At 41.2% G+C, this 15,519-nt stretch carries 14 protein-coding genes; all 14 read right to left on the reverse strand.

Annotated features, from left to right (window positions below; translation table 11 throughout):
• Window positions 1-10: 10 nt before the first annotated feature.
• The 14 genes from R4Z09_RS28160 to R4Z09_RS28225 all read right to left on the reverse strand — a co-directional run bounded on the left by R4Z09_RS28160 (window position 11) and on the right by R4Z09_RS28225 (window position 15,430).
• Window positions 11-1,354, reverse strand: coding sequence for an ABC transporter permease (locus R4Z09_RS28160; protein WP_338449972.1), 1,344 nt, complete (start codon window positions 1,352-1,354; stop codon window positions 11-13).
• Entirely contained in the window at window positions 1,351-2,022 is a 672-nt protein-coding gene (locus tag R4Z09_RS28165) for an ABC transporter ATP-binding protein (protein WP_338449973.1), read from the reverse strand. Before R4Z09_RS28165 ends, R4Z09_RS28160 begins: the two co-directional genes overlap by 4 nt.
• A 60-nt stretch (window positions 2,023-2,082) precedes the next feature.
• Window positions 2,083-3,303 carry a hypothetical protein gene (locus R4Z09_RS28170; protein ID WP_338449974.1) on the reverse strand — a complete coding sequence of 407 codons (1,221 nt, stop codon included), beginning with the start codon at window positions 3,301-3,303 and terminating at the stop codon, window positions 2,083-2,085.
• Entirely contained in the window at window positions 3,191-4,504 is a 1,314-nt protein-coding gene (locus R4Z09_RS28175) for an O-antigen ligase family protein (protein ID WP_338449975.1), read from the reverse strand. Before R4Z09_RS28175 ends, R4Z09_RS28170 begins: the two co-directional genes overlap by 113 nt.
• A gap of 12 nt (window positions 4,505-4,516) precedes the next feature.
• Window positions 4,517-5,647, reverse strand: coding sequence for a glycosyltransferase family 4 protein (locus tag R4Z09_RS28180; protein WP_338449976.1), 1,131 nt, complete (start codon window positions 5,645-5,647; stop codon window positions 4,517-4,519).
• Window positions 5,644-6,786, reverse strand: a complete 1,143-nt coding sequence (locus R4Z09_RS28185; protein WP_422392322.1) for a DegT/DnrJ/EryC1/StrS family aminotransferase — start codon at window positions 6,784-6,786, stop codon at window positions 5,644-5,646. Before R4Z09_RS28185 ends, R4Z09_RS28180 begins: the two co-directional genes overlap by 4 nt.
• A gap of 24 nt (window positions 6,787-6,810) precedes the next feature.
• Entirely contained in the window at window positions 6,811-7,377 is a 567-nt protein-coding gene (locus tag R4Z09_RS28190) for an N-acetyltransferase (protein WP_338449978.1), read from the reverse strand.
• On the reverse strand, window positions 7,374-8,453 hold the full coding sequence (locus tag R4Z09_RS28195; RefSeq protein WP_338449979.1) for a Gfo/Idh/MocA family oxidoreductase: 1,080 nt from the start codon (window positions 8,451-8,453) through the stop codon (window positions 7,374-7,376). Before R4Z09_RS28195 ends, R4Z09_RS28190 begins: the two co-directional genes overlap by 4 nt.
• Window positions 8,454-8,466: 13 nt before the next feature.
• Window positions 8,467-9,795, reverse strand: coding sequence for a nucleotide sugar dehydrogenase (locus R4Z09_RS28200; RefSeq protein WP_338449980.1), 1,329 nt, complete (start codon window positions 9,793-9,795; stop codon window positions 8,467-8,469).
• Between the two features lie 30 nt (window positions 9,796-9,825).
• The gene (locus R4Z09_RS28205) at window positions 9,826-11,124 is read right to left on the reverse strand and encodes a glycosyltransferase family 4 protein (RefSeq protein ID WP_338449981.1); all 1,299 of its coding nucleotides are present in this window, start codon (window positions 11,122-11,124) and stop codon (window positions 9,826-9,828) included.
• Window positions 11,121-11,744 carry an acetyltransferase gene (locus R4Z09_RS28210; RefSeq protein ID WP_338449982.1) on the reverse strand — a complete coding sequence of 208 codons (624 nt, stop codon included), beginning with the start codon at window positions 11,742-11,744 and terminating at the stop codon, window positions 11,121-11,123. Before R4Z09_RS28210 ends, R4Z09_RS28205 begins: the two co-directional genes overlap by 4 nt.
• Window positions 11,734-12,336 carry a sugar transferase gene (locus R4Z09_RS28215; protein WP_338453377.1) on the reverse strand — a complete coding sequence of 201 codons (603 nt, stop codon included), beginning with the start codon at window positions 12,334-12,336 and terminating at the stop codon, window positions 11,734-11,736. The genes R4Z09_RS28210 and R4Z09_RS28215 overlap by 11 nt, the downstream gene beginning before the upstream one ends.
• Before the next feature lie 114 nt (window positions 12,337-12,450).
• The gene (locus tag R4Z09_RS28220) at window positions 12,451-13,560 is read right to left on the reverse strand and encodes a DegT/DnrJ/EryC1/StrS family aminotransferase (RefSeq protein WP_338453378.1); all 1,110 of its coding nucleotides are present in this window, start codon (window positions 13,558-13,560) and stop codon (window positions 12,451-12,453) included.
• Window positions 13,561-13,588: 28 nt separating this feature from the next.
• Window positions 13,589-15,430 carry a nucleoside-diphosphate sugar epimerase/dehydratase gene (locus R4Z09_RS28225; RefSeq protein ID WP_338449983.1) on the reverse strand — a complete coding sequence of 614 codons (1,842 nt, stop codon included), beginning with the start codon at window positions 15,428-15,430 and terminating at the stop codon, window positions 13,589-13,591.
• Window positions 15,431-15,519 lie beyond the last annotated feature (89 nt).

Below are 15,519 nucleotides of genomic sequence, written 5' to 3' on the forward strand. Positions count from 1 at the left end.
CCGCGACCCTTTACTCAAACCTCAACGCCTCACTAGGCTGCAATCGTGCTGCTTTGGTCGCTGGATAGATGCCGCAAATGCACCCGATCCCGATGGATGAGAACAAGGATAGTTTGACGACCCATATTGGGATGATAAGTGAAAATATCGTAATCGACCCATTCCACCACTGCACAAAACCATAACCCAGCGCAAGCCCCACGGCTCCTCCCAATGTACACAATAACAGGGTTTCAAAGAAGAATTGGTATAATATTTCTACGGTGGTTGCACCTAATGCTTTTCGAATCCCAATTTCACGTGTCCGCTCTCTAACGGACATGACCATGACGTTCATGATCCCGACACCACTTATAAGTAAGGCTGTGGCTGTAATGCCCAACAGCATCACCTGTAAGATTTCCGTTACCTTATCAATGGCTTCCAGCATCTCCGTTTGTTTGACAATACTAAAATCGCTTTCCGGGTGATGAACACGAACAGCAGAATACACAGCTTTTTCAACTTGTTCCACCCCGTCCACCCCATTCGGTTGAACATAAATAGTGGTTAAATTCTGCATACTCGTCACTTCCAGCGCGGTTTGAACAGGAATCAAGATACTATTATCCGTCGTCATCCCGAGTGTGGCTTGTGATTCTAATACACCTACTACCTGAAAGGGCTCGCCTTGAATCAGAACTTCCTTTCCAACTAATGTTTGTTTGGCCTCTTCCGCATTTACGCTCGTTCCGATGAGCCAATTGAACAACCTCTGCCACCATTTCTGTTTCTGCTCTCCCGGATCTTCATTCTGAATTTCCTGCTCTGTCAGACGCTCCTTCATTAGTGTGGAATGGATATGGCTGCCAAGTACAACAACCCGCTCCTTTCCTTCTGCTTCTTCCATTGAAAAAAAGCGGCCTTCATCTAAGCCCGTATGCATCAACTCCGGATAGGTCGCACTCGTACCGATGAGCATCCCTTCAACCGCTGATGCTTCCTCTTGCTTACTGTTCTTATAGTCGATTCTCCCAACCGTTTCAAGAATAGGGGTAACAGATTCCACTGACTCCACCTTTTCAATCTCCACTACATCATTGTATGTCAAAGTACTAGGAGCACCAGACACACCGCTCAAAAGGTTCAAGTTTCCCGTATCATCCCCTAACACCCGTCCGGGCATGATCATCATCTGTTCTGCACCCAGTCCGCCTAATTGCTTCATGACGGTATCCTTCACACCAAGGGCAATCGCAGACAACACGATGACGGCAAATACTCCGATCACAATGCCAAGCATGGATAATAACACACGAAATTTATTGGCCCAAAGTCCAAGAAGAGCCAATTTAAATGAAGTGACAAGTCTCATATTGAAAACTCCTTTAATACTCCACCCTTTAGAATCATGGTTCGTTGGGCCCTTTTGGCAACCTCTAGATCATGTGTGATTAAAATAATAGTCACACCCTTTTGATTTAAATCATCGAATATATTCAAGATGAATTCTGTATTTTCTTCATCTAAGCTCCCAGTCGGCTCATCCGCCAACAGAAGCGACGGGTCATTCACAATCGCCCTTGCAATGGCCGCACGCTGCTTTTGACCGCCTGATAACTGATGGGGTTTCTGCCTCGTTTTGGCCTCTAACCCCACTAGATCTAAGGCCTTTAGTACGCGATCATTTTTACGCGTCAACCATTTTCGGCTATAAATAAGCGGAAGCAATACATTTTGCGAGATCGATAGATTAGGGATCAGTTGGAAATTTTGAAAAACAAAGCCTATCTGTTCATTCCGTAAAAGCGTTAACTGACCCTTTCTCATTCGTTCAATCTTCTTGTCTCCATACACATATTCACCAGCATCCGCCCGTTCAAGTGTTCCTAAAATATTCATTAACGTACTTTTTCCTGCTCCTGAAGAACCCATAATCGCAACATATTCACCTTTGTCTATCGAGAAGCTCAAATCCTTTAAAACTAATTCCTTACCAGCCGCTGATTTATAGGACTTATGGATATTCGATAATGTGATCATTCCAATCTCTCCTTTCGGGATCAGATGCGCATGGGATTTAAGCCCCTAGGACCTGAACTTTTATGCATCAGCAGACCTCTTACTCTGCTCTTTCTTGAGATCATTCGATACAAAGATTGAAATCATGAGCAAGAGTTTAAATAGGCCCGCCGCTAAGATTCCGATCGAAAATCCAACCAAACCGTAAAAATGATAAAGTATCAATACCCCTGTCAGATAGATGATTACATTCGTTCCACTTATAACGATCTGCCAGTTCATATGATTAAACCGGAGTACAATGGGATGAATAACACCACACATCACTTCCATAATGGCTGTTGCGGTCGTAATTGGTATTAACCTCAAGGATTCCTCAGCCCATTTAGGATAGAGCCATTGTAGTACAGGACCACTAATCCAAAATGTGACAAAATATCCAATCACACCGACAACAAACGTAATGGATAAGACAGATAAAAATTGCTTCATTTTCATTTTTTCCATCTTTGCTAAATAGCTCAGCATGACACTACTGACCGGTGTTATCGCCATGGATATGATTTTCCCCAATACAGTTGCACTATAGTAAACGGACACTGTCGCTGGTCCAAGCAGAGGAAAGAGCAAGAGTTTATCCCCATAATTTAAAATGGTTTTCATAAAGACGGAAATAAATAAAATGATACTCTTATAAGTTGTTTGCTTAAAAAATGGGGTTCGTGTTAGTTTTTCTTTTAAAAGGCTGCTATGTCTCATCACATAGATGAGACTTAAGGCAGATCCTATGATATAAATCGATTGCCAGTATCCCGTTAACCAAAAGACCAGCATTCCTGCTAAATAGCCTATTCCTAAAATGATGTTATTCATAAGAATGGCTTTATAATTTAACGTGATTCTAAAAGTTACGATGACATACTCTCTTGTTAAAGTTAAACAGGAGAGTATGATCATCATTCCTACATTCAAGAAGGAATCAGATCCTGCATAATAAATGGTACCGATGACCATCATACATGCATTGATCAGAATCGCTCCTGCAAGCAGAATATTAAAATCACCTGACACCCCATGATCTTCATACTCTTTATGGGTTAACAGCCTAATATTATTAAGCACATTTCCAAAAGGCTGGCTTAGCAAAGTAGAAAGACTGACTAATGTAATAATTAAGCCGTATTCGACATCACCTACTCTTGTACCGATGACGGGTAAGATCACCAGTTGAAGAATCATAATGGGCAGAGCCGTAGCGATGATATTTAAGATTGTATCGTTGATGATTTTCCTTTTGAGCATGCAGGCTCTCTCCCTTTGATGGAACTAAAAAATGAACGTTCATTAACAGACCAAGCAAGATCCAAAATTTCATTTCTATTAGGTACGAACCGCTCACCATTAAATGGACAAAACCAAGGCACAGCCAGATGATCACCATATGGCTTTTTTCTTTATTTTTTAGAAAGATAGTACGAAAAATAAAGAAAATCAGTACCATCGAAATCATTCCGCCAATAATTACGCCAAAGTTAGCCCCTATTTCTAAAAATAAGTTATGACTATAGCCCAATCCCCCTGCTCGATCGCCGCCAAGACCTATTCCTATTAGGGGATGCTCCGAGATTTTCCCCATCACATCTTGATAAATCTTTTCCCTGCCGCTTAAATGGACTTCTTCATTTATAAAAAGCCGTAAGCTCCTGCTATTAATTCCAAATTTTAATAAGAAGTCGTTAAGAGACAGCAGAATGCGTTCAAGATTGACCAACACCAAAATGATACTCACCAAAATAGCCAAGTACAGAAGGATCCTTTTATAATGAAAGTTCGCATGAGTTTTTATCAAATTAAACACCATAAATACAGCGATACACAGGATGGCCCCTCGCGATCCTAATGCCAGTATGACCATCACAGAAAGGAACGCACATAATAGAGCTTTTAGTGAAAACTTATCAAAAAATTTATCGGTAAAAAGGATGGCCGGAAGGAGAATATAATAGGACAGTGACATACTGTAGGTACCTGCTGCCGCTCCCCCTAAGACGATTTGTATTCCAGCAATCACTCCAAATACAAACACAATCCAGCTTGTTTTTTTCATCATTTCTTTTAGAACATTCCAGTCATTGAGGCACAGACTATACAAAAACGCTGGAACACACATCAAGAAAAAAGATACGCTTATTTCTCCTATAAAGATTCGATTTTCCGGAAAGAACAAGAAGTGAAGAAGAAACACAAAAATGGCTATGAAGTAGCTCCCTAAAAACATGATTTTCCTTCTTTTCAGCACGACTGGGAGTGCGTACAGGAAAAACAGACCTACAAATCCCTTTGATAGGAGCTGGACCATCGCACCACTGCCCGTATCCAATAAGTTAAAGGATATTAAAATAAAGTACTGAATCGTCAGAACGACATAGGAAGCCATTAAAGCCATGCTTATTTTTCTATCATCATTTTTCGTTACAAGGTTTGTTTTCGCTATTTTTCTCATAGGAAGCCTCACTTACAACGAAATACATTCAGAATGCCCCATGATCTGTGAATAAAGGTCGAGATACTCTTCCGATATTCTTTTCCAATGAAACTGATTCACCTTTTTCACACAATGACCGGATAAAACTTCATAGTTACCTAGGATATCTTCAATCCGATCCGCTATTTCTTCTGCTGAGGTAGAGGTGACAGAATAGCCCACTACTCCATCGTCAAACTGCCCATCAAAGCCTTGGCCTTTACTATAAATGACGGGCAATCCTTGACTCATTGCCTCCGGATAAACGAGCCCAAATGTTTCTGAGATGGATGGCATAACAAAAATATCGTTTGCACGATAAATGTCGATAAGCTCTTCCTTTGGCACTGGTTCTATATATTGAACATATGGCAAGGATGTTAATTTTTGATGTATCTTAGTATCCTCCATTCTTCCCACTACCGTGAATGTAACCCCGTAACCTCTCTTCCTTAAAAGCTCTACGGCTTTTATAGTGGTTAATACATTTTTTCGTTTATTGACAGCCCCTGCATAAACTAATTTCAAATTGTCTTTACGAGGAGACTCCTTATCATGATTTCTATTTTTAAACCAAAACTCATCAATCCCATTCGGTAGGATTCTTACTTTTCTGTCAATTTTACATGTAAGATGTTCAGGTACATATCTCTCGATGACCGTATTTTTATAGGGTTCCGACAAACAAATGATGCTTTCTGCTTCTTTTAAGATCCTAACTCCCAGTTTCCTTAAATGAATCATATATTTAAAAAAATAATTCACATCCGTATTTCTTATGGCTACCGTATAAGGAATTCCAAACTCTTGCTTTAACTTGTATGAAATATAGCCATTTGAAAATAAGGAATGAGCATGGATCATGTCATAGTCCTTGATAGTGAATTTTTCCTTTATGTCTTTAAGAATTTTATGATGTTTTAGATGAAAGAAAAATCGATCATATTTATGATGATTGGTACTGACGGTTGTGTAATCGCCAAGATTTAAGTTTGCGAGATTCACAGCCGTTGATGCTGGGACATACACATCGATCTCTAGTCCTTGGTCTTGCTGCTGATCATATAAATGTTTATAAAACAATCCGCCGCCATAGTATGAGTTGATATGCATTATTTTCATACCGATTTGTCTCCATCTAAGACCATCATGATGACCTTCGTGACCTTGATCACGTCATCTACGCTCATATAAGGATGAATCGGTAATGACAGCACAATTTCACTCAGTTCATTGGCTACATTAAATTCCTTATCATCATAATTTAGGTCTTCAAATGCTCCCTGTTTGTGCATGGGTTTACCGTAGTAAATCATACTAGGAATCCCGTATTCTTTAAGCTTCGCCTGCAAGTAATCTCTCTGTCTTTTATTTTTCAGCTTGATCGTATACTGGGCAAAGCTGGAATAATAGCCTTCAGGGATGACAGGAGTTTCTACGATACCCGAGAGTCTTTCGTTATACAGCCGGTATACCAGATTGATATCATCTAATTCATGATCGATAAACGCTTTTAACTTCACCTTCAAAACGGCCGCTTGAATGGTATCAAGTCTAGAATTGACGCCAATTCTCACATTGTCATATTTATGAATCCCTTTCCCATGAACCTTCAGGGACTGAATGAATGCCGCTAATCCGTCGTCATTCGTGAAAATCGCTCCCCCATCACCATAGCAGCCTAAAGGCTTTGCCGGAAAAAAAGAAGTCGTGGCAGCATCACCAAAGCTGCAGGCCCTTTTTCCCTTAATATTTCCTCCAAAACCCTGTGCTCCATCTTCTAATACAAATAACTGATATTTTTTTGCGATTTTCTCGATTTTTTCATAGCCTGCAGGAAGACCAAATAAATCAACCGGAATAATTGCCTTTGGCGTTAACTTTTCTTCCTCCATTGTTTTCATGATAGATTTTTCTAAATGAACGGGGTCGATATTGAACGTATCTCGATCGACATCGACAAAAACAGGTGTTGCTCCGCTAAAGGAAACGACCTCCCCTGTGGAAAAGAAGGTAAAGTCTGGAACAAATACGGCATCCCCTTCACCGATGCCCCATGCCATCAATACTAACGTCATAGCTTCTGTTCCATTGGCACAAGTTATACAGTGTTTGACCCCGACATAATGAGCTAATTGCTCTTCCAGCTCACTCACTTGTTTCCCCCCAATAAAATGTGCGCTGTCCAGAACTTCCTGTATCGCAGTATTTATTTCCTGCTTGTAGGTGTGATACTGTGTCTTTAGATCTCTGAATTCCATCATGTATCCCTTTCCACCTCCATGTCATTCGTCTTTTTCTTCTAGTCCTCCTTCAATAAGGAAATACGCTCTCCTACATACCTTACAATTCCATCCATCAGTAAGAGCCCTGCCGCATTCGCATACCCAGCCAATTTGTTTCCCAGGTACTCCGACAATTAATGCATGGTCCGGAACATCCTTTGTTACGACCGCCCCTGCTGCGATCATGGCCCACCGGCCAATCGTAACCCCACACACAATGGTCGCATTTGCTCCAATAGACGCTCCGTATTTCACAAGGGTCCTTTTATAGCCTGCACTTCCCTTCGGATACTTACTTCTAGGGGTTAAATCATTAGTAAAAACCATTGAGGGACCGCAAAATACATAATCCTCCAGCTCTACCCCTTCGTAGACCGACACATTGTTCTGGATTTTGACCCCATTACCGATTTTGACATGATTGGAGATATTAACATTTTGACCTAATGAACAATTTTTCCCGATAGATGCTCCTTTTTGAATATGGCAAAAATGCCATACCTTTGTGCCTTCCCCGATCGTTACCCCTTCATCTATATAACTGCTTTCATGAATAAAATAGTTCATCTACCAATCCCCCTGAAATCCAACGTACTGCCCTTTTCCATTGGCAGCTTCACACTTTTCCCGTCTAATGATGATTTGTAAATGGCAAGAACCAGTTCCAACGCTCTTCTTCCATCCTCTGCCGTCACATATGGATCTCGGTCCTTTTGGATGCTATCAATGACATCCGCATATAAGGGAATATGGCCAAATCCATAGACATTGGGAGGGTCCTCTTGAAAGGTTTGTTTCACCTCTTCTGGATGATCTCTTCTGTCAGAAAACTGCCATTCTTCAATTCTATTAACCGACTTTCCACCAGCTTTAACCGTGCCATTCTCTCCAAATAGATATAAGGTTTCTTCCAAGTTTGTCGGGTAAATATTCGTTGTACCCTCAATCATTCCATAGCTTCCATTAGCAAACTTAATTAGCGCCATTCCTAAGTCCTCCGCTTCGATAAAGGGATGCTTCAAATTAGCGGTGATCCCAATTACCTCATCAATTTCGTCGCCCATCATCCACCTCAATAGATCAATATTATGAATACACTGGTTCATCAGGGCGCCTCCGTCTTGCTCCCATGTTCCGCGCCAAGGAGCTTGCTTATAATAACCCTCCCCTCTGTTCCAGCGAATATGGGCCGTTCCATGCAGCATCTTTCCAAATCGATTTTGTTCTACTGCTTCTCTTATCTTTTGAATCGATTTATTAAACCGATTTTGATGACAGGCACATACCTTTACCTTTTTTTCCTTTGCTCTGGCAATGATTTCATCCGTTTCCTGGAGTGAAAGAGAGATTGGTTTTTCAATAATCAGATGGCAGCCTGCGTCGATACAATCTAAAGCGATTTGACCGTGCTTTCCGCTCTCCGTACAAATCGCTACAAGCTGCGGTTTTTCCTTTTCAAGCAGCTCTTTATAGTCCGTATATTGAGAAGTAGATGGGGGAAGATGGTGGGTGCGAATTTTATCCTTCATATGTTCAGGTACTATGTCGCATAAAGCAGTGATTTCCAGTTTATTTTCGATCGCAGCGGCAATATGATTGGGTGATATTCGTCCACAGCCAATTAAGGCATATCGTAAACGCATCATAATCCTCCTTCTATAGTAATTCGATATTTTCTCTATTTTGCATGGCCTTCATGGCATTTTTCGTATCAAATATCACCTTTGCTCTTTGGTGGACGAAGGAGTAATCGACTGTTGTATGGGCCGTGGTAATCATCACCAAATCAGCACTTTCAATCAGTTCCGCTGTTAAGTGAGATTCTCCCTTTTTCACCTTTCCTTGATCACGATACTCCTTAACGAACGGATCATAGTAAACGACCTCTGCTCCTCGTTTTTCTAACTCGTTAATGACCCGAAGAGCAGGACTTTCCCGGTAATCATCAATATCTTGTTTATAAGCAACGCCAAGTACGAGGACTCTTGATCCCTTTATCGCTTTTTCGTGCCGGTTGAGGATTTTACTGGCTCTTTCAACACAGTATTCAGGCATTCGGTCATTCACCATCATAGAAGCTTCAATCATCGAAGTATGAAATCCATATTCACGCGCCTTCCAAGATAAGTAGTAGGGATCAAGCGGGATACAATGCCCTCCTAGTCCTGGTCCTGGATAAAAAGCTTGAAATCCATATGGCTTCGATTTAGCCGCATCAATGACTTCCCAGATGCTAAGATTCATCTTGTTACATAAAATGGCTAGCTCATTCACAAGCCCAATATTGACATTTCGATAGGTGTTTTCTAATATTTTTTCCATTTCAGCAATGGCTGGAGATGAAACGCGGTGAATGGGTGCTTCTAGTATGCTTTCGTATAAAGTAGCGGCTACATCCGTACAATTTGGCGTCATCCCTCCAACGACTTTTGGGGTGTTTTTCGTCTTATAAATCAGATTACCCGGATCGACACGCTCTGGAGAAAAGGCAAGATAGAAGTCCCTGCCACAGGTAAGTCCAGATGATTCAAGAATGGGTTTAAGCAGGTCCTCCGTCGTTCCAGGATAGGTGGTTGATTCTAAAACAATCAGCATCTCTTTATGCATATAGGGAACGATTGCTTTTGCGGAGGCTTCCACATAACTAATATCCGGCTGCTGATGTACATCAAGGGGTGTAGGTACACAAACACACACACAGTCCGCCTTCGCAACCTGGGCAAAATCGGTTGTCGCTGATAGAAGTCCTGATTGGACAATTTTCTCTAAATCTTCATTAACGACATCGCCAATATAATTTTTACCGGCGTTCACCATTTTTACTTTATCTTCCTGCACATCAAAACCAATCGTTTTATATCCAGCTTTCGCCTTCTCAACAGCAAGTGGCAGCCCGACATATCCCAAGCCGACCACACCAAGTATTGCACTTTTGTTCAATAATTTTTGTTTCAAGTCATCTGCGTTTGTTTTGTTTACATCCATACCATTGTTCCCCCGTTTCGTTTCCTGTTTCTAACCTTGATCCCCCATCGAACGTTCCGTACCATTCGTTTCTCCTTTTAATAGATCCGCAAGCTTACTTGTTAATCGATTAAAATCATAATCCTGTGCGGCGATCCGGGCATTGTTACAATAGATGGTGTATTCAGCTTTAGACATGTTAGAAAATTGAATGATTACTTGGGCTAGTTGTTTGGCATTTGCGTTATCGATTACCATTCCGCATTGATATTTTTGAATCAGATCATATCCGAACTCACAATCTGACACAGTCGGCCTTCCGCTAGCAAAATACTCAAACATTTTATTAAGACTTGCTCCATATCGTTTTAAACTATTAGGTTCAAAATGCATGATGTTCAAGTTTGATTGGCTAAGGATGTAGGGGATTTTATTTTTCTCGATAAACCCTTTAAATTTTATATTTTGCAGCCCTTTATTTTGGCAGTATTGTTCTAATTCTTCTCTCTCCGTTCCGTCCCCATAGATCAAAAACCGTATGTTCTGATATCCCTTAAATTCGATATACTCTGCTGCTTCTACCATTTTTCTCACATTGTTTGCTTTTCTGATCGACCCTGTATAAATGACCTTAAATAAGTCTTTCCTGAATAGATCTTCATCCTCTAACATGTGAAATTCCTTGTTATATTCAAACGTCTCTAAGTCAACGCCATTATTGATATGATGCACTTTATTTAGATCGATTGGACCGCCATTTTCTTGATCCCAACCCTTTTCACGGATATAATCCATCCCGCCTTCCATCGTGAAAATTAATTGATCTGCTTTTTTGTAGATCCATTTTTCACCAAGATACAAAAGTTTGGCGATGATGCTGCTTTTCTTTAAAGCACCGTACGCAACAATCGATTCAGGCCATAAATCTCTTATTTCACAAATACATGGAATCCCAAACTTTTTGGCTATTTTAATTCCTGCAATAAGGGTCAGTGGATGAACACTTGAAGCCAAAATAACATCAGGCTTTCCAAATCGTTTGGCATATTGCCTTGCCACTGGAAAAAGATTGTGATAGAACATAACCATATTTAATATTCGTGATCTGCCATTTCCCTTATAATCGGGCGTTTTGACAAATACAAACGGAATTCCATTGACCTGCTCTGAAACATACTTTCCGGTTCCGATAGGGATTCTTTCATTTGAATTATGAAACGTTGATGCACAAAATATGGTTGGATTCTCCCCTAGCTTCCTTAAGTTTTCGGCAAACCAATAATGTCTGCCCGCCTGATCTCTGTACATATTGGTACCATAATGATTCCAGATCCAAATGTTCTTTTTCATTCTTTGGCTCTCCTCGCTGGTACCCCTATATAGGTTCCAGGATCTGTGATATCTTTCACAACCACAGCACCCGCACCCACTCGACAATGGGCTGTAATCGTCACATGATTACTTACGGTACTCCCGACCCCTAACCATGAACCTCTTCCCACTTTGACCAATCCAGCTAAATGGGCTCCTGGAGATACATGAACATAGTCTTCCAGCAGGTTGTCATGATCAATGGTCGCACCTGTATTAATAATGCAGCCCTTTCCGACTTTGGTGCAGCAATTCACCACAGCACCCGCCATGATCACGGTTCCTGTTTCGATCTCCACCTCGTCTCCAATCACCGCAGCAGGATGGATCAATGTAGCAATGCTTGCACCTTTGATTTCAAGTGTTTCCTGTAAGGCTTCTCTCGTTCGATTGTCACCGATCGCTACAAAAATGTCGTATTCCTCTATAAGGTCAAAAGCATCAAAGGACTTCCCTACTACTTCGATTCCCATGGAAGATATCAGACATTCGTTATCATCTAGAAAGGCAATCCTTTTCCATGTATTCATCTTTAAAGCAATATCTGCAGCCACTTTTCCGTGACCGCTGGCACCTATGATGAGAAGTTTATTTTTCATGGCTCCGTCCTTTCCGGTTTGTTCCTTCAAAGGGCTCCATTGTCGCCGTATTTTCCGAATGAATCCCTTCTCTTTTCAAAACCTTTGTGATCGTGAGAAAGATAATTTTCCAATCAAGGATGAGAGAAACGTTGTCTACATACTGAACATCCAAATTAAATTTATCTTCCCAGCCTATCGAATTCCTTCCACACACCTGTGCCAAACCAGTTAAGCCCGGTCTCACTTCATGGCGTCGTTTTTGATGATCATTGTAAAGTGGCAGGTATTGGACTAATAATGGCCTCGGACCTACGATCGACATATCTCCTATGAAAATATTAAAAAGTTCCGGAAGCTCATCAAGCGAGGTGGAACGAAGGAACTTTCCAAATTTCGTTAGTCTCACATGATCCGGCAGTAATTCGCCATTTTCATCTCTCTCGTCCGTCATCGTCCTAAACTTATACAGGGTGAAAATTTCCCCCATATATCCTGGACGCTTTTGCTTAAAAATCACTGGACCGCCCAGCTTGACTCTCACAAGGATGGCAATAAGGAAAAAGAAAGGACTAAGAACAATCATTGCCAGCAAAGATAATAGAACATCCATTGGTCGTTTGAAGTATTTTCTGTATAGTTCAAGCTTCGTTAACAAACAGGATCACCAGCTTTTTAGTAGTTTCAAAACTGACCAGAGCTTAGCCGTTATACGACCTGCCAACATCTACCATAACTTCTTAATCGTCTCTACCACTCTTACTAAATCTTCTTCTTTCATTTTTGTATCACTCGGCAAACATACTCCATTTTCAAACAACCATTCTGATACGTCCGTTCCCACAAAATCATATTTTTCAAAAAATGGCTGCAAATGCATCGGTTTCCATATTGGTCTTGATTCAATGTTCTCTTTTTCCAGTGCTTCCATCAGTTCTAGGGGACGAATGCTGCTATCTATTGTCATGCTGCTTAGCCAGTAATTAGGCTCATTCCACCCATTAATCGGCATAAACTGGACTCCCTCAAGTTCTCCCAGCTCTCTCTTGTAAAACTCAAAAATAGATTTCTTCTTCGCCACTCTTCTATCCAGCACTTTCAGTTGTCCTCTGCCAATCCCAGCAAGGACATTACTCATACGATAATTAAAGCCCAATTCACTATGTTGATAATGTCTTGCCTGGTCTCTGCTTTGTGTTGCCCAAAATCGGACCTTCGCTACTTTTTCTTCCTGATCCGAAACCAGCATGCCGCCGCCAGAGGTTGTAATGATTTTATTCCCATTGAACGAGAAAACCCCGTAATCCCCAATGGTTCCTGTATGCTTTCTTTTATAATAGGTACCTAAAGACTCTGCAGCGTCTTCAATTACCGGGACATGATGCTTCTTGCAGATATCCATAATGGGATCCATATCGGCCGACAACCCATAAAGATGTACGACGATCACGGCCTTCACGTCTGGATATTTCAAAAAGGCTGCTTCTAGCGCTTTCGGACACATATTCCATGTCTCATGATTACTATCGATAAAAACGGGAGTAGCATTTTGATAGATAATGGGATTCGCAGTTGCAGAGAATGTAAGTGTTGGACAAAATACAATATCCCCCGCACCCACATCCGCTGCTTTCAAGGCTAAATGAATGGCTGCCGTACCCGTTGAAAGGGCAGCTGCTGCTTTTGAACCGACACGGGCTGTAAGCTCCTTTTCAAATCGATTCACATTTTCTCCTACAGGAGCAATCCAGTTTGAATCAAAGGCCTCTTTCACGTACTCCTTTTCATATCCCTCATCACTCATATGCGGTGATGACAAATAGATTCTATCCCCCACAGTCCCCTTATTCTTTTCGGTCATCGCCTTACCCCTTCCATTGATGAGGTTTTACACTTACATTTGAGTACTCCCCCATCTTCGTATTAGCGATTCTCACCAGCGTCCTCTTCAGTTCAGCTTCATCTTGATCCAGCAGTGTCTCCATCACAGAATAAAGCTCTTTTTTCCCAATCGGCTCTGCCTTCCCAATAAAAATTTTCGGAAATACTTGTTTTTGCCCAACCTCATTTTCATTCAACAACTCTTCATAAAGCTTCTCACCTGGTCGTATTCCCGTGAAGGTGATGCCGATTTCTTCTACTGAATACCCAGAAAGAGTGATAAGGTTTTTCGCAAGGTCTACAATCTTTACCGGTTCCCCCATATCCAATACAAAAACCTCGCCGCCTCGAGCTAAGGCACCTGCCTGAATCACAAGCATGGATGCCTCGGGAATCGTCATAAAATAACGGGTCATATCTGGATGTGTAACGGTAACAGGACCACCTTCTTGAATTTGCTTCTTAAATACTGGAATGACACTCCCGCGGCTCCCCAGTACATTTCCAAACCTTACGGCAACAAATTTCGTATTGCTTTCCTTATTCATATTTTGAATAATCATCTCCGCAAACCGTTTGGTCGCTCCCATAACATTTGGTGGATTCACTGCTTTATCAGTTGAAACAAGCACGAAATTTTTCACCCCAAAAGCATCTGCCGCAACCGCCACATTCCTCGTGCCGAAAATATTGTTTTTAACCGCTTCTGCAGGATTATATTCCATCATGGGAACATGCTTATGGGCAGCTGCATGATACACTACATCTGGTCGATACTCTTTCATGATTTCAAGGATTCGGGCAGAATCTTGAACATCCGCAATAATGGGAATGATCTCAAAGTCATGCTGGAATTGTTTTTTTAATTCCATGTCAATGGTGTAAATGCTATTCTCCCCATGGCCGAGCAGCAGTAATTTTCCTGGCGAAAATTTGGCAATTTGCCTGCAGATTTCTGAACCGATCGAACCTCCTGCACCTGTGACCAAGACTGTTTTACTTGTTAATTTATCCGCAATACTCTCTATATCTAATTCAACAGGCTCACGGCCAAGTAAGTCCTCCACTTCAACATTCCTAATTTGATTGATGGAAACTTTCCCAGTAACCAAATCCTCTATTAAGGGAAGAATTTTGGTATTTGCCTTTGTTTTGGAGCATTCATCATAAATCTTGTTGATTTCTTGCTTACTTAAGGAAGGAATGGCGATCACAATATTTTGTATCCTGCATCTTTTTACAATACATGGGATGTCTTGAATCCCGCCCTTTACTTCAATTCCATAGATTTGCAATCGATGCTTATTCAGATCATCATCTACAAAGGCAACTGGATATAGCTGCCCTTTATTATTTTGCAGCAATTGGCGTGCAACCATCGTTCCAGCTGAACCAGCTCCTACAATCAAGGTGCGAATATTATTAGGACTGACTGTTATGTAATGGTCCCGGAACACCCTCCATGAAAAACGAGATCCTCCAATTAATAAGACATGCATCATCCATGTAATTCCCAAAACTCTGAAGTAGACATCTAGGTATACTAGGGATTGGACCAATGCTGTTACAGCAATTGAAAGGGTTACAGCTTTCAGAATCGCTTTTAACTCTCCGATACTTGCATACTCCCATGCTTTCTGATACAGATGATAGATTGAAGCAAATATATGGTGACAGGCTAATAAGGTGATGGCACTAATCCAAAGCATGGGCTCTGAATAGAACTTGGTGTAGGGATGCAGCAATAAATACCCAAAAAAGATAGCGGTCAAGACAATGATGGAATCTAACCCGACAAGAAGCGGAACCCGCTTTTCATAAGGCATTTATAACTTCCTCTCTCTAAATAGGTTAAAAAGGATATAATCCTTAGGTCGAATGACAACCTTGTTCCGAGTTGTTCTTCCGTTAAAAC

The sequence above is a fragment of the Niallia oryzisoli genome, assembly GCF_036670025.1.
In the GTDB taxonomy this organism is placed as follows: Bacteria; Bacillota; Bacilli; order Bacillales; family Cytobacillaceae; genus Bacillus_BD; species Bacillus_BD oryzisoli.